Raw genomic sequence first — 20,762 nt, forward strand, 5'->3', positions numbered from 1 at the left:
TCAGGAGCGCCGGTCGGCAGGCAGGCCCAGAAAGTTCTGAATGATGAAGAAGTGATCTTCGAACAGACTCTCCGGCTCCAGTTCGGCCAACGGTACCCAGCGAGCATGATCTCCGCCCTTGACGGGTTTGATCCGAGGAAGGTTCTGGTCAGGGCGCAGCGCAAAATAGAAGGCCTCGGCCAGGGTCCTGCCGCGCCAGCTGCGATGGGGCTCGTCGAACAGGCGTTGTCCCCTCAGTGATCCCTTCAGCACCGGCTCTGGCACTTTCAAGCGGATGCGCTCCCGCAACTCCCGTAGACAAGCATCCATCAAACGCTCCTGGGCGCTGATAAATCCCCCTGGCAGGGCATACAAGCCCTTGCCCGGGGCCGAGGTGCGCCTTGCCAACAGCACATGACCCGACTGCACCACTACGGCGCATACGGTGACGAAGATCGGCGGATAGGGCGCCTGTGCCCAGGCCGCGCGATATTGATCAAGTAGCTGTTGTTCCTCTCCCAACTGGCGGTAGGGTTTGCTGTCCATGAACTCATGGACGTGCTCAACCACACCGGGTGGAAGGTCATGGCTGGCGTTAGTGGAGAGATATTCCACTGCAGAGCCCTGTGAGCGGAACAGCCGCTCACGAATCTGGCTGGCAGAGATCGCTTCTACCAGCGGCACGCTGACGGACTCCCACTGGGGAAACAGCGACAGGTAGTAGCTTGACTGTCCTCTGCTTGCGCCGATCAGACCGATTCGCGGCAGTCGCGCGCTTTCGGGGTGCGCCAGATCACGCACCTTGCGCTGCACGTCGTGGACCCAGACGTCGTCGTTGTACAGTGCGTCGAGCAACGGCACGATTTCGAGTCGGGCATTGTCCTCGTCGTCGAAGGCGCTACGTAACATCTGGCGGCGCTCGTCGAAGCGCCAGGGGTTGCGTAGAGATCGCGCCTGCCAGGCAGACCCTACCAGGACGATCACCTGGCGCGCCTGCTTCAGCGCCGCCCGGATCACAGCGAGATGGCCCAGGTGCGGCGGCTGAAAGCGGCCAATAAAGACAAGGCAGTCGAAGCTGGCCTGGGACGATGGGCTGGCCGGGACGGGGGGCATGAACGACTCCTGTATCGCAGACGCCGCCATTATGGTGGGGTGGGGCAGGTCGCGCAAACCCCTACATGAGACAGGGTGTTGAACATCGATTCTGCGTTGTCTCGCGCTCTTCGGTATGCTGACAGCAAAGAAAATGACGAGGGAACGTTATGATCATTCCATTCTTCGCCTTCTGGTGGGGAGTACTGCGGCGGTCCGTGGCGCTCTGGCTAGAGCGCAATGCTTTCAGCTATGCAGGGTCCCTGGCGTTTTACACGCTGTTCTCCCTGGCGCCCACGGTAATCATTGCGGTGACGGTGATTGGGGTAGTGCTCGGTGAAGAGGCGGCCCAGGGACAGATCTTTGCCCAGCTGCAGGGCACCATGGGACCCGACGCCGCCTCTGCCATCGAACAGGCCGTGGCTCAGTCGCGGATTCAGGAGTCCGGGCTGTTGCCGACCTTGCTGGGCTTTGGCGCCTTGATCGTTGGTGCCACCACCGTGTTCGGTCAGATGCAGTTTTCACTGAACACCATCTGGGGAGTAGCGGCCCGTCCCACCAGTAACAGTGCCTGGATCTTCGTGAAGAACCGGATGCTGTCGTTGACCATCGTGCTCGCGATCGGCTTCATTCTGTTGGTTTCGGTAGGTCTTGGGGTCTTTGTAAGGGCGGCATTGAAGACCGCTGATGACCTTCTTCCCTATGTCAGTCTACTGACCAGGGGCATTGAGTTTGCCGTGTCGGTGGGGGTCATTGCCGCCTTGTTCGCCACTATCTTCAAGGTCTTGCCGGACGTGGTGTTGCGCTGGCGTGATGTCATTGTCGGGGCCGTGGTCACCGCGTTGCTGTTCTCGGTAGGACGCTCAGGTATTGCGCTGTACCTTGCCTACAACGCCACTGCATCGACTTACGGCGCAGCGGGCTCTGTGGTGGTGGTGTTGCTGTGGGTCTACTACTCCTCCTTGATCCTGCTGTTCGGCGCCGCCTTTACCAAGGTGCACCTGGTCGCCCGCCACAAGCCGATTATTCCTCGCAACAGTGCCGTGCTGGTCAAGCAGGAGTTGATGGATCAGCAAAGCGTGAAGGCCCAGTGGAGCGCTGAAGAGCAGCGTGAATTCGAACAGGAGGCGCAACAGCGTCAGCAAGAGGTCGACACGCTTGAGCGCGTCGATGGGATGTCCGAGCATGAAGTAGGCGGCACAGGCCATGCAGCCACCGCCCAGCAGCACGATCAGGCGCGGGAGGACGATATGGAGAGTGACATGATGTGCCTGGAGGCCGTTGTCGAAGGGCAGGTACAAGGCGTGAGTTTTCGCTGGTCGACTCAGCAGCAGGCCCAGGCGCATGGGCTGGTTGGGCACGCGCATAATCAGCCTGACGGCAGCGTGGAGGTACTGCTGTGCGGCCCTCGCCATGAGGTCGAGCAGGTCGCTGAGTGGCTGGAGCAAGGTCCGCCCCAGGCCACGGTGACCCGCGTGACGCGTCAAGAGGTGATGCTCTCGTCGATGCCCGAGGCATTCACGACGGGCTGACGCGAAGGCGACAGCGACAGGGGGCGGTCACCGAGCGGTCGGTGGCCGCCCCCTTTGCTTGGGCGCCATGCGGCGTTGCCCCTTGCTAGATCAACGGGGCAACGAGCTAGTGCAAGATGCGTCGACGCCAGCGGCGTGCTGGGTTAGCCGAGCGTATCTGCGATCCATTGGCTGACCGCAGCGCCGTCTACCTCGAGACACACCTGCGCAAGAGGAGTGCCGGACCAGCGAGGCTCGATGAACTGGCGACCCTCCGCGGCAAGAATGGTCTGGCCCTCCGCAGCGCCCTCGGTGACCACGGTGAGGTGGCCCCGGGTGGTCTTGAACAGCTCCGGGCGTACCAGCCAGGCCAATGCCACACTGTCGTGAGGGCAGCAGCCGTCGATGCCCAGGGCATCACGGTAGAAGGCGCGGTAGAAGTCATAGCTGCCGGCGAGGACGCGACCGAGATTCCCCTGGGCAGCTTCAATGCGGGACATGTGCTCGGGGGTTAGGATGCAGCGATGGGTGACGTCGAGTCCCACCAGGGTCAGCGGCCAGCCCGCCGTCAGTACCTTTTGCGCGGCGTGGGCGTCATTGAAGATGTTGGCCTCCGCCACCGGAGTGACATTGCCCCCTTCGCGGATGGAGCCGCCCATGACGACCACTTGGCGAACCAGATTGACAATCTCTGGCGCCAGCTGAAGTGCTGCGGCCAGATTGCCCAGGGGGCCCACGGCGACAAGTGACACCTCACCTGGACGTGCACGTACCGTATCCACGATGAATTGAGCCGCGTTGCGTGACTCCGCCTGGCCGGTGACGGGTGGCAGCGGAATGTTGCCAAGCCCATTGTCGCCGTGAATATGTTTCGGTGCCGGGTGTCGCGGCTTGACCATTGGGCAGGCCGAGCCCTGGGCCACTGGCACGGGCTGGCCTGCCAACTCACCGAGCAACAGCGCATTGTGGGTGGCGGTATCGATATCGACATTGCCGAAGGTGGTGGTCATGCCCAGCAGGTCAATGTCGGGATGACGCAGGGCGATGGCGATGGCCTGGGCGTCATCAACGCCAGGATCGGTATCAAAGATGATCGGATACTTCACGATAGCTCCTGTGCAGCAGGCGTGGCGTGGTGCCACGCCTACGCTGAAGAAGAATGGCTCAGCGGATCTGGTGCTGACCGGATAAAAGGGCGCTGTCCACTTCATGGCGCGCGGGAACGCTGGTGGCAGCGCCTTGGCGTTGAACACCCAAGGCGGCTGCGGTGGAAGCGAGGGCCAGGCACTCGGCAACGCTTGCCTGCTCCTGCATGGCGGCCAGATAGTAGCCAATGAAGGTGTCGCCGGCTGCTGTAGTGTCGACGGCCTTGACGCTGCTGGCGGGCTGAAAGTGCCGCTGATCGCCGTGCTGGTACCAGGCGCCTTCGGCTCCCAGAGTCAACACCAGTGCCGTTGTTGGAAGCTGTTGCGCCAGGGCGTCCAGCAAGGTCTCGGCAGAGGCGTCATCCTCACATTCAGCGAGCCAGGCGGCTTCGCCGCGATTGACGAACAGCAGATCGACCAGATGCAGCGGCAGACGCTTGACGTCATCGCTCATCGGCGCAGGGTTGAAGGCGATCTGGACGCCACGCTGATGTGCCAGCTGGATGCTGTCGGCAAGCACGCTGCACTCATTTTGCAGCAACAGCCAATCACCGGCTGAGCAAGCCTTCATCAGTTCGGCGATATCATCCGCCTTGAAGTGATGATTGGCGCCGGGGAAGAGCAGAATGGCATTCTCCGCGCTGTCGTCCACCTGAATGATGGCGTGTCCGGAAGGGCCTGGTACCTGCTTGACGCCGGCAACGTCGACGCCGGCATCCTGCAGTAACTCGCGAGCCCAGCCATCCTGTGCGTTGAGGCAGCCCCAGTGCTGGACCTGGCCTCCCGCTTTGGCAAGGGCCAATGATTGATTGGCGCCCTTGCCGCCAAGGCCGACACGGTGTTCGTGGCTGGCAAGGGTTTCTCCAGGACGCACCAGATGAGAGACGCGGTAGACATGGTCGAGGTTGATCGACCCGTAGTTATACAACATAGGGTGTCCGATGACGGTATGGGCTTAGGGCTTGAACGAAAAGTGCCTGCGCTTGGTGATACGGCGTTAGCGCGAAGTATCGGAGTGAAGGCCGGTGTGTGCAAGCGCAGTCAACAGTAGAGTCGTATTTATACCGTTATCTCCTGAGACGAACACCTTATGGAGGTGCCCTCGATTAACATCAACGTTAGACAAGGGCACGAAGACACGACGCTAGGTCGTCAGGCGTTTCGCAAGTTCTCCGCGGTCAGCCGCACAATGTTCTGTCGCGCTTCCGGGGTGATCCACGCACTGTGCGGCGTCACCAGTAGATTGAGCCGCGGCGTCTCGTTGAGCGCGTCAATCAGCGCATGACCATCGCGGGGTGGCTCTACCGGCAAGACATCCACGGCCAGGCCGGCCAGACGGCCATCACGCAGCGCCGCCAGTGCGGCTTCCTCGTCGATGACACCACCGCGGGCGCAATTCACCAGCAGCGCGCCGGCCTTCATGCGTGCAAGGTTGTCGGCGTTGATCAAGTGGCGGCTGTGTTCGGTCAGGGGACAGTGCAGGCTGACCATATCGGCCTCCGGCAACAGCTCGGCCAGGGCGGGGCGATGGTCGTTGGCTTCATTACCTGGACGTGCACTGAACGTCACCCGCATGCCGAACGCCTCGGCCAGAGAGGCGACGCGAGACCCAAGCTCACCCTGGCCGACCAGCACCAGATGCTTTCCTTCGAGCTGTACCGTGGGATGCCCCATCATGCAGAAGAAGGGGCTCTCACCCCAGCGTCCTTCAGCAACATCGCTGGTGTACTGTGGCAGGCGAGTGGCCAGCGACAGGATCAGCATCAGGGTGTGCTGGGCGACGCTGGCGGTACCATAGGCGCTGACGTTGTCGACCCGAATGCCGCGTTGCCGGGCGACCTCCATATCGATATTGTTGGTGCCCGTTGCCAGCACGCAGATATGCTTCAGCGAGGGCAGGGCGTTCAGCGTATCGGCGTCCAGCACGACCTTGTTGACGATCGCAACATCAGCACCGTCGAGGCGCGCGCGGGCCTCGGCGGTGGTGCTGGTGGGGTGGACGTCCAGGCTGTCGAGCTGCTCGCGCAGGGGGGTCAGGTCAATGTCGTCGCCCAGGCTGTCGGCATCGAGTAGAACGGCTTTCATCACGGCTCCTCTTGTCATTGGGGGTAGCATGGCCGAGTTTGAGCGGTTTGATCGCACAGGGCTGTGCCTCATGGGGTTCAGCGCGCTATAATACGGCCCCTTGATCTGGGCTTGGAATTGCTTTTGGCCGGCCCTATATCGCATGTCGGGACAGAGAGCTGCGGAAGATGTGCCGCTGTGGCGTCTCTGTTCCTACTTTTAGGGTTGATGCGAACGGAGACCTCAAACCATGCCCATCTACGAATATCAGTGCAAGGCCTGTGGCCACCGTCTCGAGAAGCTGCAGCGAATGAGCGCCGCCCCCTTGAGCGATTGTCCAGCCTGTGAAGCCCCCGAGCTGAATCGTCTGGTCTCTGCCGCAGGCTTCCGTCTTGCCGGCGGTGGCTGGTACGAAACCGATTTCAAGACCGGCGGCAGCAAGAAAAACCTGGCGGGCGACAGTGGTGCCTCGAGTGGCAGCAGTGGCTCCGGTAGCTCGTCCTCCGGAGACGGCGCCGCCGCCTGAGTCTCGATCCGTCCAACCTTCACGCAACATGACAGGAATCAACATGCGCAGCCATTATTGCGGCCAGCTCAACGAAACCCTGGTAGACCAGACGGTCAGCCTGTGCGGCTGGGTGCATCGCCGCCGTGACCACGGTGGGGTGATCTTCCTAGACCTTCGCGATCGTGATGGTATCGCCCAGGTTGTGGTCGACCCTGACACTGCCGAGGCCTTCGCCAATGCCGACCGCGCCCGCAGCGAGTACGTGCTGCGCATTCAGGGCCGTGTGCGCATGCGTCCCGAGGGCACCCAGAACCCGAACATGCCGACAGGCCTGATCGAGGTGCTGGCCAAAGAAGTAGAGGTGCTCAACACCGCCGCAACGCCGCCGTTCCAGCTGGACGAGCATGGCAAGGTCGGTGAGGAAATTCGCCTCAAGCACCGCTACATTGATCTGCGTCGCCCTGAGATGATCGAGAAGCTGCGTCTGCGTTCTCGCATCTCCCACAGCGTACGCGCCTTCCTCGAAGGCGAAGGCTTTCTGGATATCGAGACCCCGGTACTGACCCGCGCCACCCCTGAGGGTGCCCGCGACTACCTGGTGCCTAGCCGTACCCATGCTGGCAACTTCTTTGCGTTGCCGCAGTCCCCACAGCTGTTCAAGCAGCTGTTGATGGTGGCTGGCTTCGATCGTTACTACCAGATTGCCAAGTGTTTCCGCGACGAGGACCTGCGGGCGGATCGTCAGCCTGAATTCACTCAGATCGACCTCGAGGCATCCTTTGTCGACGAGTCCGACATCATGGGTATTACCGAATCCATGATCCAGGGCCTGTTCAAGGATGTGCTGGATGTCGAACTTGGCGACTTCCCGCGGATGACCTGGCATGAGGCGATGCATCGCTTCGGCTCTGACAAGCCTGATCTGCGTATTCCGCTCGAGCTGACCGATGTCGACGATCTGATGAAAGACGTCGACTTCAAGGTCTTCTCTGGTCCTGCCAACGCCGAAGACGGTCGTGTGGCAGCGCTCAAGGTGAGTGGCGGTGCCAAGCTGTCACGCAAGGAAATTGACGAATACACCAAGTTCGTCGGTATCTACGGAGCGCGCGGTCTGGCCTGGATCAAGGTCAACGAGCGTGCGAAGGGTATCGAAGGCCTGCAGTCGCCAATCGTCAAGTTCATGGAAGACGTCATCGAGACGCTGCTTGACCGTGTCGGTGCGGAAGATGGCGACATCATCTTCTTCGGCGCCGACAAGGCGCGCATCGTCAACGAGGCACTGGGAGCGCTGCGGGTCAAGCTGGGCGAGGATCTCAATCTCTACACCCAGGCCTGGGCACCGCTGTGGGTCGTCGACTTCCCGATGTTCGAGGCGGATGACAACGGGCGTCTGAGTCCGCTGCACCACCCGTTCACCTCGCCAGCCTGCAGCCCGGAAGAGCTCAAGGCCAATCCGGCGGGGGCCCTTTCACGCGCCTATGACATGGTGCTGAACGGTACCGAGCTGGGTGGCGGCTCCATTCGTATTCACGATCAGGCCATGCAGAGCGTGGTGTTCGAGATTCTCGGGATCGGTGAAGAAGAGGCCCGTGAGAAGTTTGGCTTCCTGCTCGACGCCCTGCACTATGGCGCGCCGCCCCACGGTGGCCTGGCATTCGGTCTCGACCGTCTGGTCATGCTGATGACCGGTGCGCGCACCATTCGTGAAGTCATTGCCTTCCCGAAGACGCAGAGTGCCGCGTGCTTGATGACGGACGCACCGGGCGATGTCAGCGCCGATCAGCTCAAGGAGCTGAACATTCGTCTTCGTCAGAAGGCCAAGGCCGACAGCGCCGAGTGAGACAAGCCGCCCAGGCCGTCACCTGGGCGCTTGCACCAGGGGCTTGTTTCGACAGGTCCGTCTGGCGCATGAATGACGCAGAACCCCCCGCCATATGGCGGGGGTTCTGCGTTTGTATAGCGGTCATTCCTGCTTACTGCTGGCGAGAGGGCGCCCCTGAAAACAACAGGGAAGGAAAGGGCGCAGGCGGCAGGGGCAGTGACGGCAGCCCAGGGAGTGGAATCGGCCCTGCTCGATTGGGTGCGGTCTGAGCAAGCTGCTGCGCTAGCCAATGGCGGGCAGGAGACAGTCGCTCTCCCGCTCGTAAACCAAGGTGTCGCAGGATGCGAGCATGGGGGCGTTCATCGGTATATAGCCCGACGATGGCCTGGGTCGCCTGATACAGCGGCCAAGTGGCGAGACGATGCTCCCGTTCATAGCCTGCCAGCAGATGGGGGGCGGCGATATCCTTACCCTGCTGATAGGCGCCGATCAACCGTCGGGCCAGGCGGTATTGGCTATGTATCCCGAAGTTGAAGCCATGGGCGGTGACAGGATGCATGCCCACCGCCGCATCGCCGACCAACGCCAGGCGAGTGCCGACAAAGCGTTCCGCATAAGCGCTGACCAAGGGGTAGACGTGAGCTTCACCGTTGACGGTCATCGCTCCCAGTCGGTTGGCGTAGCGCTGTGTCAAGGCAGCGGAAAGCGCTTCTGAGGGAAGTGACGACAGTTCTGCCATCTGCCGGCTGGGCAGGGTGACTACCGCGGAAGATAGATGAGAGGTCAACGGTAGTAGCGCCAGTGTCTGGCCGTGATCAAACCACTCCCAGGCAGACTGGTCGTGAGCGCGTTCGTGGTGAACGCGGCACACCATCATGCTGCGTCCATTGTCCCGCATGCGTGCGGCGATCCCCATTTGACGGCGAGTCTCGGAAAAGCGGCTGTCGGCGGCGACCGCCAGCCGCGCTGTAACTTCCTCACCATTCTCTAGATGAAGCCGCGCGCACTGAGCATCTGTGTCAATCTGCTTCAGGGAAGAGAAGTGCCACTCGATGCCATCGATTCGACTTGCCTCATCGTAGGCCGCCTGGCGGATCAGATGGTTGGAGACCATCACGCCGAGGGGATGATCGGGATCGTGTGGATCCACCTTCATCGAGAACTGCGATGCACCATTGAAGATTCTTGCGCTCGCCAGTGGATACACCTGCTGCTGGGGAATCCGCTGCCATACGCCTAGCGTTTCCAGCAGACCCGCAGACGCTCGGGTGACAGCGATCTCGCGGCCATCTGGTTGGGGGGTGGAGAGCTGGTCCTGGCGCGCGCGCTCAATTAGCGCCACGTCCATTCCAGCGCCCGCCAGTGCACGCGCCAAGCAGATGCCAACAGGCCCCGCGCCTACGATGGCCACATCTTTCATACCTGACTCCTGTGTCGGATTCGCTGGTCATTTGAAGGAACGATAGAATGGTGCGCATTACGCTAGCACAGCCTCAGACGCTTTCGTCTGCATTGTGCGGTTATCTTGATCTGGTCAAGGATGGCAGCGCCACGACCCTAAGGACATAAATGCTAGATTTTTCCACCAATTCAGGCCAAGGCCATGCCATTCTTGCGGGCGATGACAACGGCCGTGGCACGTGTGTCCAGTACGCGGCACAGGAGAGACAGGGATGATTGTGCTGGGCATTGACCCTGGTTCACGTGTGACAGGCTACGGTGTACTTGACGCCAGCGAGCGACAGCCACGCTATGTGGCCAGTGGCTGTATTCGCCTCAAAGACGACGCCCTGGCGCAACGGCTCGCCCAGGTCTACGCCGGCATCAGCGAGTTGATTGGCCTCTACCGCCCAGGCGCCTTTGCCATTGAGCAGGTGTTCATGTCGAAAAATGCCGACTCCGCGTTGAAATTGGGACAGGCCCGAGGGGCTGCGATTGTGTGTGCCGCTAACCACGGTCTTACCGTCAACGAGTATGGTCCACGACAGATCAAGCAGGCGGTGACCGGTTCCGGTGGCGCAGAAAAGACCCAGGTGCAGCATATGATCACCGCCACCCTTGGGCTGTCGGGCACTCCTCAGGCAGACGCTGCAGATGCATTGGCGATTGCCTTGACGCACCTCTACGCGTCCCGAGGACTGGTCAATGAAGGCAATTATGGCGGGCGTCGCGGCGGTGGTCGCGGACAATCCTGGCGGCAGTACCGTCCCTGACGATAGCGTTGGAGCCGTGCCCTTGGATGAGCGTCTCTTTATGCAGACACCTTGATTTTCGAACAGTGTTTGTCACGCTAGCGATGGCTATCTGGTAGCCGTATAGTGGGCGCAGCCAAGGGGTAGTCCGGTGGCATGTTACGGCGTTGCACCAGCGAACTCCGGCCCCGGTCTCGGTTACACTGGTGGTCACCTACACCGAATGTTCAAGGAAGTTATAGCGCCATGATTGGACGCATCACAGGCACATTGCTCGAGACTCAGCCCCCCTGGCTCGTGGTGGATGTGGGAGGGGTCGGCTACGAAATGGAAGCCTCAATGACGACCCTGGTCGCACTGCCCGGTAGTGGTGAGAAGGTGTCGTTGTACACCCATTTGACCGTACGCGATGACGCTCATCTTTTGTACGCCTTTGCTCGCGAGCAGGAGCGGGCGTTGTTTCGGGCCCTGATCAAGGTCAACGGCATCGGGCCGAAACTGGCATTGGCGATTCTCTCGGGCATGGAGGAGGACGCCTTCGTGCGCTGCGTCATGGAGGACGACGTGAAGGCTCTGACACGTCTACCTGGCGTGGGCAAGAAGACCGCTGAACGCCTGGTCATCGAGATGCGAGACCGCTTCCCCCATTGGCAGCATCCCGACAGTCTCCCGCTGGAGGGACAGCCTGCGGCACCCACGTCCTCCACGTCTTTGCTGGCGGATGCGGAAGCAGCATTGGTCAGTCTCGGCTACAAACCTACTGAGGCGAGCCGCATGCTGTCGGGACTCGAAGGGGAAAGCAGTACGGAAGCCATGATCAAGGCGGCACTGACACGCCGCATGGCGGGCTGACATGATTGAAACGGATCGCCTTATCGCCGGAGACACCCTGGAGGGCGAGGGTCGGGTGGATCATGCCATTCGTCCCAAGCGTCTCGCCGATTACATCGGCCAGCCGCGTGTGCGCGAACAGCTCGAGATTTTTATCCATGCGGCCAGAGCCAGGGACGAGAGCCTGGATCATACCTTGGTATTCGGCCCTCCTGGTCTCGGCAAGACGACGCTGGCGAACATCATCGCCACGGAGATGGGGGTTGGGCTGACCTCGACGTCTGGTCCGGTGCTGGAGAGAGCCGGAGATCTGGCTGCCATGCTGACCAACCTGAAGGCCGGCGATGTGCTGTTCATCGATGAGATACACCGGCTCTCTCCTGTGGTCGAAGAGATCCTCTATCCGGCGATGGAAGATTTTCAGCTGGATATCGTGATTGGTGAAGGGCCGGCAGCACGCTCGATCAAGCTCGACCTGCCTCCTTTTACCCTGGTCGGCGCCACGACCCGGGCAGGCCGGCTGACCTCACCACTACGCGATCGCTTCGGCATTGTTCAGCGCCTGGAATTCTATGCCATCGACGAGCTGACCGAGATCGTCGCGCGTTCTGCGCGCTTGCTCGAGGTAGAAGCCGACCTCGCCGGTGCCAGAGAGGTGGCGAGGCGGTCTCGGGGCACGCCCCGAATTGCCAATCGCCTGCTGCGGCGGGTGCGAGACTTTGCCGAAGTGAAGGCGGGTGGTCATATCACCGCCGACGTGGCCGACCAGGCCCTGAACATGCTGCATGTGGACCACCATGGACTGGATCATATGGACCGCCGACTGCTGCTGGCGATGATCGAAAAGTTCGAGGGTGGTCCGGTAGGCGTGGACTCTCTGTCCGCTGCCATCGGAGAAGAGCGCGACACCATTGAAGATGTCATCGAACCCTATCTGATTCAGCAGGGTCTGATGATGCGAACCGCAAGAGGCCGGGTGGTTACCCGCCAGGCCTGGACCCATTTTGGCATGGCCCCGGACGACCGGGCCCTTGACGCTTCCAACGACTGATTTGAGACGAGGATTTCCGTGAACGACTCCATGTCCATTCCCCACTTGATCATGAACGCCAGCGGCGTGGTCCAGTTCGTCATGCTGTTGCTGATGATCGGTTCCGTGCTGTCCTGGATCGTGGTGTTTCAGCGCAGCTTCGTCATGCGGCGTGCCCGCAAGGCTCACCGCGCGTTCGAAGATCGGTTCTGGTCCGGCGTCGACCTCAACGAGCTGTACAAGAATGCTCCGGCCGAAGGCGATAGCCAGGGTGCTGAGCACATCTTTCGTGCGGGTTTCCGTGAATTCAATCGGCTGATGCCCAAGACGCGCAGCCCACAGGCGATCCTTGACGGCGTTCAGCGCAGCATGCGGGTGGCCTGGTCCCGCGAAGAAGAGCGCTTGAACCTTCATCTGGTCTTTCTGGCCACCGTCGCCTCGGCCAGTCCCTATATCGGTCTGTTCGGTACCGTGTGGGGCATCATGGGCTCCTTCCAGTCGCTTTCCATGGCCCAGCAAGCGACCTTGGCCACGGTGGCACCGTGGATTGCCGAAGCGCTGGTCGCTACCGCGATGGGCCTGTTTGCGGCCATTCCTGCGGTTATCTTCTACAACCGCCTTTCTGCCGAGTCGTCACGCTTGCTGGGCAAGTACGAAGACTTTGCCGAGGAGTTTCACTCCATCCTGCACCGCAACCTGCAGGGCCGTCCCGACGCAAGTGCGGCCTGAGGAAGGAGACCCTCCATGCTAGGACCCTTCAATCGCCGTGGGCGCAGCAAGCCCATGGGGGAAATCAACGTCGTGCCCTTCATCGACGTCATGCTGGTGCTGCTGGTGATCTTCATGATTACCGCACCCATGCTGACCCAGGGGGTGAAGGTCGATTTGCCACAGGTGACGTCCGAGCCGATCGAGGATGTCGAGAACAGCGAACCGATCATCGTGTCGGTCGACAAGGAAGGCCAGTATTTCATCAGTCTTGGTGGAGACGAGACGCAGGTCAGCCTGGATGAGCTCAGTGATCGCGTCATTATTCTGCTGGAGCGCAAACCCGGCACGCCGGTGATGGTGCGTGGTGACCGCAATGTGGCATATGGCCAGATAGTGACCCTGATGAGCACGCTGCAGGTGGCTGGCGTCGCCAACGTAGGGCTGATTTCCGAGCCCCCGCCCCAGGAAGGCTAGGAGAGCTCATGGCGAAACCACAACGGCGAACGACCAGCAAGCGCGCCGGAAACGTCGGCTACGGCCTGCCGACAGTGCTGGCTGTGGCATTGCACCTGGGGCTGCTCATCCTGAGCGTGATCAAGTGGCCGACCAGCGAGCCTGAGACGCCCAATAACGCTATCGTGCAGGCAACGCTGATCAGCACCGAAACACGGACTGATCAGGCGCAGCAGGCTGCGGAGGCACGTACCCGTGCGGCGGAACGTCAGGCCGAGGAAGAGGCCAAGCGTGACGCCGAGCGGCAAGCCGAGCAAGAGGCTGAACGCAAGGCTCAGGAAGAGGCTGAGCGTGCAGCGCAGCAGGAAGCGGAACGGCAAGCTCAGGAAGAAGCAGAACGGCAGGCCCAGGCGGAAGCGGCGGAGCAAGCACGTGCTGAAGCAGAGCGTCGCGCGGCTGAAGCGGAAGCTGCCGAACAGCAGCGGGCGCAGCAGGAGGCTGAGCGTGAAGCGGCACGTGAGCAGGCCGAGCAGGAGCGCCAGGCGGAAGCCGAGCGCAGACGTCAGGAAGAGGCCGCTCGTCAGCAGGAAGCCGAACGCCAGGCCCGCGAGGAGGCCGAGCAGAAAGCAAGAGAGGAAGCCGAGCAGAAAGCAAGGGAGGAAGCCGAGCGCCAAGCCCGCGAAGAAGCCGAGCGCAAGGCCAGAGAGGAAGCCGAGCGTCAGGCCCGCGAGGAAGCCGAGCAAAAGGCCAGAGAAGAAGCTGAGCGCCAGGCCCGCGAGGAGGCCGAGCAAAAGGCCAGAGAAGAAGCCGAGCGCCAGGCCCGCGAGGAAGCCGAGCGAAAGGCCAGAGAGGAAGCCGAGCAGAGGGCCAAAGAGGAAGCCGAACGCAAGGCCCGGGAGGAGGCTGAGCGCCAGGCACGGGAGGAAGCCGAGCGGCAGTTGCAGCGCATTATCGAAGGCGATTCGGATGCCGTCTCCAATGCCGAGCAGGGCGCCGAGGCCGCCAATGGTTTCATTCAACTGGTGCGACGTGCCGTAGAGCAAGCCTGGGTCATCCCGCCTAATGTCGGCAATGGCACCACGGCCGAAGTTGAAGTTCGGCTTGGTCCCTCCGGGGAAGTGTTCGCGGTGAGCATCCGTCGCTCCAGTGGCGATGCCGCCTTTGATAATTCGGCGATTCAGGCGGTGGAGTCGGCCGCGCCATTTTCCGAGCTGCGGGACCTTCCCAGCGGCGTGCAACGCGACTATCGTCAATTCAATCTGCGGTTCAGACCAGGAGACATTCGCTGATGAGAGCATTGAACGCGAGTTGGTGGGCAGGAACAGAGCGTCGATCCGGTGGTCATCGACGTGCGCTCTGCAAAGGACTGGCTTCGGTCGTGACCGGCGCCATGCTGTGGCTGGTTGGCCCCGTGGCTTCTGCAGACCTCACCATCGATATTACGCGGGGTAACGAGCGCGCCACGCCCATCGCCGTGGTTCCCTTCGCTGATCAGGCCGGTGGCTTGCCCGAGGACATCGCCCAGGTCGTCTCCGACGATCTGGAGCGCAGCGGCTACTTCGAGCCTCTGCCTCGCTCGGCGATGTTCAACCAGCCCTCCAGCAGTGACGACGTCACCTATGGCGACTGGCGTAGCCTGGACTCCCGCTATCTGGTCGTAGGCAGCACCAGCCAGGAAGGTGGACAGGTCAAGGTGCGTTACGAACTGCTCGACGTCAGCGGCGAAAGTCGTCTGCTCGGAGAGACTGTGACGGCCTCAAGCTCCGACCTGCGTGGGGCGGCCCACTATATCAGTGACCAGATCTTCGAAGAGATCACCGGTATTCGCGGCGCGTTTTCAACCCGTATTGCCTATGTCACGTCCCAAGGCGTGGGTGATAACACCCAGTATGGTCTTTATGTGGCGGATGCCGACGGTCGCAACAGCCAGCAGGTGCTGACATCCGATGAGCCGATCATGTCACCGGCCTGGTCTCCTGACGGCGGCAAGCTGGCGTACGTATCCTTCGAGACCGAGCGTCCGGCGATCTATGTCCAGAACCTGGCTACCGGACAGCGGGCCAAGTTGACCGACTTTGAAGGTCTCAATAGCGCGCCGAGCTGGTCCCCGGATGGCCGTCGTCTGGCCATGGCGCTGTCCCGCGATGGCCAGCCTGAAATCTACGTGATGGATATCGGTTCCCGTAACCTGCAGCGTGTAACCAACTCCAGCAGCATCGAGACCGAACCGGCCTGGAGCCCCGACGGCAGCAGCCTGATCTTTACCTCTGACCGCTCCGGAGGTCCACAGATCTATCGTCAGAGCATCAACGGCGGCAACGCCGAGCGTCTGACCTACACCGGTAGCTACAACGCGCGTGGACGCCTGTCTCCGGACGGCAAGACGCTGTTCTTGATCCACCGTGGCAACAATGGTTATCAGGTGGCGAAGCAGGATCTGGACAGTGGGCGCCTGGTGGAAATTAGCGATGCACAACAAGCTGAATCTCCCAGTATCGCGCCCAATGGCACCATGGTAATCTTCGCCACCCAGCAGGGTAGTACGGGGGTGCTGGGGGCGGTCACCGCCGATGGACGTGCGCAGTTCCGCCTGCCAGCCGCCCAGGGTGATGTGCGTGAGCCGTCCTGGTCCCCGTTCCTCAACTGATTCGTTGGTAGCCTCGGCCCACGAATCGACTTTGATGCATCAAGCAAGGAGAGTGACACGATGTTTCTGAAGCCCTACGCCCGTTCGCTGGCAATCGCCGCTTCCCTGGCCGTGCTGGCCGGCTGTTCCAGCACTGGCGGCACCCAGGACGGCAGCGCCGCCGGAAGTGGTTCCGGCACCATGGGCGGATCCGGTGTCGGCACCGGCACCGCAGGCAGCGGCCAGGTAAGCGGCTACGGCACCGATGGCTCCGGCCAGATGTCCGATGCACGCATCCCTGAAGTGCGTACCATCTACTTCAACTATGACAGCGACGCGATTCGCCCTGAGTTCGAGTCAGTGGTCAATGCCCACGCTCAGTACCTCAGCCGCAATCCGAATGCCTCTGTCGTGTTGCAGGGCCACACCGACGAGCGTGGTACCCGCGAATACAACCTGGCACTGGGTGAGCGTCGTGCCGGATCTGTCGAGCGCTACCTGCGCCTGCAAGGCGTCAATCCGTCCCAGGTGGAAGTCGTCAGCTACGGTGAAGAGCGCCCGGCGGCTCGCGGTAGCAACGAGGATGCCTTTGCACAGAACCGCCGCGTGGTCTTTGCTTACTAAAGGTCACTGACGTCGGACGTGGGAGAAGTCAATGAGACACAGTCTTAAGGGACTGTGCGGCGCGGGAGCCTTGGTGCTCCCGTTGTCCGTCATAGTACCCGCCATCATGTCACCAGCGCTGGCCCAGCAACCGGTTGTCAGGGATCTTGGAGGCAGCAACAGCTTTTATGATCAGACGGCCACCCAGGCCCAGGCCAGCGGTAACCTGGCCTTGTTCAACCAGGTCGAACAGCACCAACGGGAGCTGAGAGAGCTGCGCGGGCAGATCGAGGAGTTGCGCTATCAGCTTGATCAGCTGAAGCAGCAGAGCCGCCAGCAGTACATGGACCTGGATCAGCGCCTCAGCGAGCTGCCTGCCCAGGCGCCGCAAGCCTCATCCTCAGCGGCCGCTGCCGACACTTCCGAGCCGAAGGGCGACTCGACCAGTAACTCATCCCAGCAAGCGGGAAGCGGCGCGAGTGACCAGGCTCGCGAGGCGTATCAGGCCGCTTTCTCCAAGGTCCAGTCACGCAATTTCGATCAAGCCATCAGTGATTTCGATACCTTCGTGGATCGCTATCCCGACAGCAGTCTGACCGGCAATGCCTACTACTGGCTGGGTGAGTTGCATTCGGCCCAATCGTCGTTTGGCGATGCCGAAAAGGCCTTTGACACGGTGCTGGAGAGATTCCCCGACAGCAGCAAGGTTCCCGATGCGATGTACAAGCTGGGATTGCTGAAAGCGCGCCAGGGGGATACGGATGCGGGACATGCGCTGCTGAAGTCGGTGCAGGAAGACTATCCTGACAGCAATGCCGCATCGCTGGCCGATGACTACATGCGCCAGAGCGGGGCCTGATCGAGGAATCGCCATGAGTGACCATGAGACCGCCTGCAAGATCGACTATCAAGCGCCCAGTGACTTGCTTAAAGATCGCATCGTTCTGGTAACCGGCGCCGGAGACGGCATTGGTCGAGTTGCCGCGATCGAATACGCTCGCCATGGTGCCACCGTGATTCTGCTGGGTCGCACCACGTCCAAGCTTGAAAAGGTGTATGACGAGATAGAAGCGTCGGGAGGACCACAGCCGGCGATCTTCCCGCTGAACTTCGAGGGGGCAACGCTCAAGGACTATCACGACATGGCTGAGGCGTTGAACAAGGAGTTCGGCCGTCTCGACGGCATCCTGCACAACGCCGGGCTTCTGGGCAAAATCACACCCTTCGAGCAGTACAATCCTGAGCTCTGGGAGCAGGTGATGCAGGTCAACCTGCAAGGGCCGATCTGGATGACCCAGGCCCTGTTGCCGCTGCTGACCCAGTCCCAGGATGCCTCCGTCATCTTTACCTCCTCCAGCGTCGGTCGCAAAGGGCGGGCCTACTGGGGAGCCTACTCGGTGTCAAAGTTCGCCACCGAAGGGTTCTCGCAGGTGCTGGCCGAAGAAATTGAGCACCTCGGGACGCTCAGGGTCAACACGTTGAACCCTGGTGCGACACGCACGGCCATGCGCAAAGGGGCTTATCCCGGAGAGGATCCGATGACCCTGCGCACACCGGAAGACATCATGCCTACCTACCTGTGGCTGATGGGTCCGGATAGCAGGGGCTGCAACGGTCAGGCCTTCGACGCTCAACCACCAAAGCGTTGAGTGTGACTTACTGCCATTGCCTTGAGCTGCCTCAGGTGGTGCAAGATGCAAGGCAATGGCAGCGTGGACCTGAGTGTAGTGACGACGGCGTGGCCATAGTCGGTCTCTTCACTGCCGTCGTGTCAGGGCAGGCTGAGCGCTTCCACGACCGCCTCAGCAGTGTCGAACCAGCGATCCGCTGGCCACTGCCGAATGTCGTCTTCCTCTGCGATATAACCGTATCCCACTGCGATAGCGGTCATGCCGGCCGCTCTGGCGGCTTGCATGTCGCGCACGTGGTCGCCCAGATACCAGCACTCTTGCGGGGCTACTGACAGGCGCCGTGCTGCCTCGAGCAATGGTTCCGGATGGGGCTTCTTGTGGGGTAGGTCATCGGCACACAGCAAGGCTCCAGGCTGCAGTCCCAGCGCCTCGACCAAGGGCTCGGCGTACAGGCGCGGCTTGTTGGTGACGATGCCCCAGGGACGCGAGCGATCGCTCCAGTGCAATAACAGGCGGTCGAGGGGCGGAAACACCTGGCTGTGGTCGGCGACAGCTTCCGCATAGAAGTCGAGCAATGTCTGGCGTGCTGCGGCGTGATCAGGATGCGACGGTTTCAGTCCCAGGGCGAGGGTCACCAGGGCACTGCCGCCATTGGAGACTTGAGCACGGATGCGCGGGTAGGGCAGCGCCTCCTGACCATGCAGTTGGCGCAGTCGATTGGTGGCCATCGCCAGATCAGGCGCCGTATCGACCAGGGTGCCATCGAGATCAAACAGCAGGGCCTGGGGCGATGACTGACTCATGCCACCTCCTTGCGGCAATGCATCAGATAGTTGACCGAGACATCATCGGCAGACAGCGAGAAGCGGCGGGTCACCGGATGGTAGACCAGCCCTGTCTGTTCGCAGACCTTGAGCCCAGCGTCACGGCACCAGCGAGCCAGTTCCGATGGGCGGATGAAGCGCGCATAGTCATGGGTCCCGCGGGGCACCATCTTGAGCAGATATTCTGCTCCCAGGATGGCCAAAGCGTAGGACTTGGGGTTGCGATTGATCGTCGACAGCACCAGTTGCCCACCCGGCTTCAACAGTGAGGCGCAGGCCCGGATGATCGCTTCGGGATCGGGGACATGCTCCAGCATCTCCAGGCAGGTGACGACATCGGCACTTGCTGGAGCTTCGCTCGCCAGATCCTCGACGCTGACCAGCCGGTAGTCGACATCTACGTCGTGCTCCCGGGCATGCTGTCGAGCGACCTCCAGCGAGGCGTCGGCGAGGTCAATTCCGGTGACTCGGGCACCGCGTCGTGCCATGGCCTCGGCCAGGATGCCACCGCCACACCCCACATCGATGACCTTGCGACCAGCCAGTCCAACCCTGGCGTCGATAAAGTCCAGGCGCAGCGGATTGATGGCATGCAGCGGCTTGAATTCCCCTTCGGGATCCCACCAGCGATCCGCCAGCGCAGAGAACTTGTCGATCTCAGTGTGGTCAACGTTGGCGGAAGGGGTATCGGACATGTTCATTAGGTTCTCCAAGGCAAGCCGCCAATGTCAGCGGACCACATTCGTCTGATACGCTATTCTACGCATTCCCTGTTCCAAGTCCCATGGTGCACGTCGCCATGGATGACACTAGAACCTCCTGTTTTCGACAAGAAGGAAGTCTCCATGATCCGCAAGGCCGTTCTCCCTGTCGCTGGTTTTGGCACCCGCTGCCTGCCTGCGTCCAAGGCCATCCCCAAGGAAATGATCACCATCGTGGATCGCCCGGTGATTCAATACGTGGTCCAGGAGGCCGTTGCGGCAGGTATTCGTGACATCGTCCTGGTGACTCATGGCACCAAGAGTGCCATTGAAAACCACTTTGACAAGCACTTCGAGCTGGAAGCCGGGCTTGAGGCCAAGGGCAAGACCGAATTGCTCGAAGAGCTGCGGGCCATCGTACCAGCCGACGTCAATATCATCAGCGTGCGCCAGCCCGAACCGCTGGGTCTGGGACACGCCGTGCTATGCGCGCGCCCAGTGATCGGCGACGACGAACCCTTTGCCGTGCTGCTGCCGGACGTGCTGGTGGATGACGATGGTCTCAGCCGCAATGACCTGGCCGGCATGATCGAGGCGTTTGAACAGACCGGGCGCTCCCAGCTGATGGTCGAGGAAGTCCCCCGCGAGCTGACCTACAAGTACGGCATTGTGGCACCCAAGGGCGAGCCGCCCCAGCCGGGCGAATCCTGCCAGCTCGATGGTCTGGTAGAGAAGCCCAAGGTGGAAGAAGCGCCTTCCAACCTTTCGGTGATCGGTCGCTACCTGCTCCCGGGACGGATCTTTCCGATGCTGGCCCGCACCAAGCCGGGCGCCGGCAATGAGATTCAGCTGACAGACGCCATCGAGGAGCTGCGCAACGCTGAAGGCGTTGACGCCTACCGTATGCAGGGCACGACGTATGACTGCGGTCACCAACTCGGCTATCTTGAGGCGATTCTGGCTTACGGTCGCCGACATGCTCGCTATGGCGAGGGCTTCACGGAGCTGTTGAAACGCTACGCTGCCGAGGACTGATGCC

General features: G+C 61.5%; 21 protein-coding genes and 1 pseudogene. 15 read left to right on the forward strand and 7 right to left on the reverse strand.

The genetic code is table 11. From position 1 onward, the window contains the following. Entirely contained in the window at positions 1 to 1,092 is a 1,092-nt protein-coding gene (locus KUV72_RS11200) for a bifunctional nicotinamide-nucleotide adenylyltransferase/Nudix hydroxylase (RefSeq protein ID WP_206938629.1), read from the reverse strand. Between the two features lie 149 nt (positions 1,093 to 1,241). On the opposite strand from KUV72_RS11200, the pseudogene KUV72_RS11205 reads away from it, so the two are divergent. Together KUV72_RS11205 and yccX are read left to right on the forward strand one after the other, a co-directional pair. Continuing rightward, positions 1,242 to 2,138, forward strand: a pseudogene (locus KUV72_RS11205) (YihY/virulence factor BrkB family protein); the annotation flags it as partial. A gap of 198 nt (positions 2,139 to 2,336) precedes the next feature. Continuing rightward, positions 2,337 to 2,603, forward strand: a complete 267-nt coding sequence (yccX, locus tag KUV72_RS11210; protein WP_261317469.1) for an acylphosphatase — start codon at positions 2,337 to 2,339, stop codon at positions 2,601 to 2,603. A gap of 143 nt (positions 2,604 to 2,746) precedes the next feature. On the opposite strand, the gene KUV72_RS11215 is transcribed toward yccX, so the two are convergent. The 3 genes from KUV72_RS11215 to KUV72_RS11225 form a co-directional block, all read right to left on the reverse strand. After that, on the reverse strand, positions 2,747 to 3,688 hold the full coding sequence (locus tag KUV72_RS11215) for a nucleoside hydrolase (RefSeq protein ID WP_222238427.1): 942 nt from the start codon (positions 3,686 to 3,688) through the stop codon (positions 2,747 to 2,749). 58 nt (positions 3,689 to 3,746) lie between these two features. Further along, complete coding sequence (locus KUV72_RS11220; RefSeq protein ID WP_222238428.1) at positions 3,747 to 4,658, reverse strand: ribokinase; 912 nt, start codon at positions 4,656 to 4,658, stop codon at positions 3,747 to 3,749. Between the two features lie 221 nt (positions 4,659 to 4,879). Continuing rightward, the gene (locus tag KUV72_RS11225) at positions 4,880 to 5,812 is read right to left on the reverse strand and encodes a D-2-hydroxyacid dehydrogenase (protein ID WP_222238430.1); all 933 of its coding nucleotides are present in this window, start codon (positions 5,810 to 5,812) and stop codon (positions 4,880 to 4,882) included. A gap of 229 nt (positions 5,813 to 6,041) precedes the next feature. On the opposite strand from KUV72_RS11225, the gene KUV72_RS11230 reads away from it, so the two are divergent. Both KUV72_RS11230 and aspS read left to right on the forward strand, forming a co-directional pair. Then, positions 6,042 to 6,317: an FmdB family zinc ribbon protein gene (locus tag KUV72_RS11230; protein WP_222163836.1), complete on the forward strand. Its 276-nt coding sequence runs from the start codon at positions 6,042 to 6,044 to the stop codon at positions 6,315 to 6,317. 43 nt (positions 6,318 to 6,360) lie between these two features. After that, positions 6,361 to 8,139, forward strand: coding sequence for an aspartate--tRNA ligase (gene aspS / locus KUV72_RS11235; RefSeq protein ID WP_206938644.1), 1,779 nt, complete (start codon positions 6,361 to 6,363; stop codon positions 8,137 to 8,139). 133 nt (positions 8,140 to 8,272) lie between these two features. Here aspS and ubiM read toward each other — a convergent pair whose 3' ends face one another. Continuing rightward, the gene (gene ubiM / locus KUV72_RS11240) at positions 8,273 to 9,541 is read right to left on the reverse strand and encodes a 5-demethoxyubiquinol-8 5-hydroxylase UbiM (RefSeq protein ID WP_222238431.1); all 1,269 of its coding nucleotides are present in this window, start codon (positions 9,539 to 9,541) and stop codon (positions 8,273 to 8,275) included. A 253-nt stretch (positions 9,542 to 9,794) separates the two neighbouring features. Here ubiM and ruvC point away from each other — a divergent pair, with 253 nt between their 5' ends. From ruvC to KUV72_RS11290, 10 genes are all read left to right on the forward strand, one after another. Then, the gene (ruvC, locus tag KUV72_RS11245) at positions 9,795 to 10,334 is read left to right on the forward strand and encodes a crossover junction endodeoxyribonuclease RuvC (RefSeq protein ID WP_206938654.1); all 540 of its coding nucleotides are present in this window, start codon (positions 9,795 to 9,797) and stop codon (positions 10,332 to 10,334) included. Positions 10,335 to 10,559: 225 nt separating this feature from the next. Continuing rightward, complete coding sequence (gene ruvA, locus KUV72_RS11250; RefSeq protein WP_222238433.1) at positions 10,560 to 11,165, forward strand: Holliday junction branch migration protein RuvA; 606 nt, start codon at positions 10,560 to 10,562, stop codon at positions 11,163 to 11,165. A gap of 1 nt (position 11,166) precedes the next feature. Further along, complete coding sequence (gene ruvB, locus KUV72_RS11255) at positions 11,167 to 12,195, forward strand: Holliday junction branch migration DNA helicase RuvB (protein ID WP_206938665.1); 1,029 nt, start codon at positions 11,167 to 11,169, stop codon at positions 12,193 to 12,195. Positions 12,196 to 12,213: 18 nt separating this feature from the next. After that, the gene (tolQ, locus tag KUV72_RS11260; RefSeq protein ID WP_224852098.1) at positions 12,214 to 12,903 is read left to right on the forward strand and encodes a protein TolQ; all 690 of its coding nucleotides are present in this window, start codon (positions 12,214 to 12,216) and stop codon (positions 12,901 to 12,903) included. A 15-nt stretch (positions 12,904 to 12,918) separates the two neighbouring features. After that, the gene (gene tolR / locus KUV72_RS11265; protein ID WP_206938666.1) at positions 12,919 to 13,359 is read left to right on the forward strand and encodes a protein TolR; all 441 of its coding nucleotides are present in this window, start codon (positions 12,919 to 12,921) and stop codon (positions 13,357 to 13,359) included. An 8-nt stretch (positions 13,360 to 13,367) separates the two neighbouring features. Then, positions 13,368 to 14,627 (forward strand): cell envelope integrity protein TolA, encoded by a 1,260-nt coding sequence (tolA, locus tag KUV72_RS11270; RefSeq protein WP_222238435.1) that lies wholly within the window; start codon positions 13,368 to 13,370, stop codon positions 14,625 to 14,627. A gap of 101 nt (positions 14,628 to 14,728) precedes the next feature. Next, positions 14,729 to 15,985 carry a Tol-Pal system beta propeller repeat protein TolB gene (gene tolB / locus KUV72_RS11275; RefSeq protein WP_222238606.1) on the forward strand — a complete coding sequence of 419 codons (1,257 nt, stop codon included), beginning with the start codon at positions 14,729 to 14,731 and terminating at the stop codon, positions 15,983 to 15,985. A gap of 60 nt (positions 15,986 to 16,045) precedes the next feature. Then, positions 16,046 to 16,588: a peptidoglycan-associated lipoprotein Pal gene (gene pal / locus KUV72_RS11280; protein WP_206938672.1), complete on the forward strand. Its 543-nt coding sequence runs from the start codon at positions 16,046 to 16,048 to the stop codon at positions 16,586 to 16,588. Positions 16,589 to 16,619: 31 nt separating this feature from the next. Next, positions 16,620 to 17,426: a tol-pal system protein YbgF gene (gene ybgF / locus KUV72_RS11285; RefSeq protein ID WP_206938674.1), complete on the forward strand. Its 807-nt coding sequence runs from the start codon at positions 16,620 to 16,622 to the stop codon at positions 17,424 to 17,426. Between the two features lie 13 nt (positions 17,427 to 17,439). Then, positions 17,440 to 18,216: a YciK family oxidoreductase gene (locus KUV72_RS11290; RefSeq protein WP_222238436.1), complete on the forward strand. Its 777-nt coding sequence runs from the start codon at positions 17,440 to 17,442 to the stop codon at positions 18,214 to 18,216. A 122-nt stretch (positions 18,217 to 18,338) separates the two neighbouring features. On the opposite strand, the gene KUV72_RS11295 is transcribed toward KUV72_RS11290, so the two are convergent. Continuing rightward, positions 18,339 to 19,001, reverse strand: coding sequence for an HAD-IA family hydrolase (locus tag KUV72_RS11295; protein WP_222238438.1), 663 nt, complete (start codon positions 18,999 to 19,001; stop codon positions 18,339 to 18,341). Continuing rightward, positions 18,998 to 19,717: a bifunctional 2-polyprenyl-6-hydroxyphenol methylase/3-demethylubiquinol 3-O-methyltransferase UbiG gene (gene ubiG / locus KUV72_RS11300; protein WP_409995526.1), complete on the reverse strand. Its 720-nt coding sequence runs from the start codon at positions 19,715 to 19,717 to the stop codon at positions 18,998 to 19,000. Before ubiG ends, KUV72_RS11295 begins: the two co-directional genes overlap by 4 nt. 150 nt (positions 19,718 to 19,867) lie before the next feature. On the opposite strand from ubiG, the gene galU reads away from it, so the two are divergent. Continuing rightward, positions 19,868 to 20,758 (forward strand): UTP--glucose-1-phosphate uridylyltransferase GalU, encoded by an 891-nt coding sequence (gene galU, locus KUV72_RS11305; RefSeq protein ID WP_206938682.1) that lies wholly within the window; start codon positions 19,868 to 19,870, stop codon positions 20,756 to 20,758. Positions 20,759 to 20,762 lie beyond the last annotated feature (4 nt).

Origin of the sequence: Halomonas sp. DP4Y7-1 (genome assembly GCF_019800705.1) — a bacterium.
GTDB lineage: Bacteria > Pseudomonadota > Gammaproteobacteria > Pseudomonadales > Halomonadaceae > Halomonas > Halomonas litopenaei_A.

Coding starts and splice junctions, on each gene's coding strand:
- KUV72_RS11200 (WP_206938629.1), bottom strand. CDS start 1,092: ATGCCCCCCGTCCCGGCCAGCCCATCGTCCCAGGCCAGCTTCGACTGC.
- yccX (WP_261317469.1), top strand. CDS start 2,337: ATGTGCCTGGAGGCCGTTGTCGAAGGGCAGGTACAAGGCGTGAGTTTT.
- KUV72_RS11220 (WP_222238428.1), bottom strand. CDS start 4,658: ATGTTGTATAACTACGGGTCGATCAACCTCGACCATGTCTACCGCGTC.
- KUV72_RS11225 (WP_222238430.1), bottom strand. CDS start 5,812: ATGAAAGCCGTTCTACTCGATGCCGACAGCCTGGGCGACGACATTGAC.
- KUV72_RS11230 (WP_222163836.1), top strand. CDS start 6,042: ATGCCCATCTACGAATATCAGTGCAAGGCCTGTGGCCACCGTCTCGAG.
- aspS (WP_206938644.1), top strand. CDS start 6,361: ATGCGCAGCCATTATTGCGGCCAGCTCAACGAAACCCTGGTAGACCAG.
- ubiM (WP_222238431.1), bottom strand. CDS start 9,541: ATGAAAGATGTGGCCATCGTAGGCGCGGGGCCTGTTGGCATCTGCTTG.
- ruvC (WP_206938654.1), top strand. CDS start 9,795: ATGATTGTGCTGGGCATTGACCCTGGTTCACGTGTGACAGGCTACGGT.
- ruvA (WP_222238433.1), top strand. CDS start 10,560: ATGATTGGACGCATCACAGGCACATTGCTCGAGACTCAGCCCCCCTGG.
- ruvB (WP_206938665.1), top strand. CDS start 11,167: ATGATTGAAACGGATCGCCTTATCGCCGGAGACACCCTGGAGGGCGAG.
- tolR (WP_206938666.1), top strand. CDS start 12,919: ATGCTAGGACCCTTCAATCGCCGTGGGCGCAGCAAGCCCATGGGGGAA.
- tolA (WP_222238435.1), top strand. CDS start 13,368: ATGGCGAAACCACAACGGCGAACGACCAGCAAGCGCGCCGGAAACGTC.
- tolB (WP_222238606.1), top strand. CDS start 14,729: ATGCTGTGGCTGGTTGGCCCCGTGGCTTCTGCAGACCTCACCATCGAT.
- pal (WP_206938672.1), top strand. CDS start 16,046: ATGTTTCTGAAGCCCTACGCCCGTTCGCTGGCAATCGCCGCTTCCCTG.
- ybgF (WP_206938674.1), top strand. CDS start 16,620: ATGAGACACAGTCTTAAGGGACTGTGCGGCGCGGGAGCCTTGGTGCTC.
- KUV72_RS11290 (WP_222238436.1), top strand. CDS start 17,440: ATGAGTGACCATGAGACCGCCTGCAAGATCGACTATCAAGCGCCCAGT.
- KUV72_RS11295 (WP_222238438.1), bottom strand. CDS start 19,001: ATGAGTCAGTCATCGCCCCAGGCCCTGCTGTTTGATCTCGATGGCACC.
- ubiG (WP_409995526.1), bottom strand. CDS start 19,717: ATGTCCGATACCCCTTCCGCCAACGTTGACCACACTGAGATCGACAAG.
- galU (WP_206938682.1), top strand. CDS start 19,868: ATGATCCGCAAGGCCGTTCTCCCTGTCGCTGGTTTTGGCACCCGCTGC.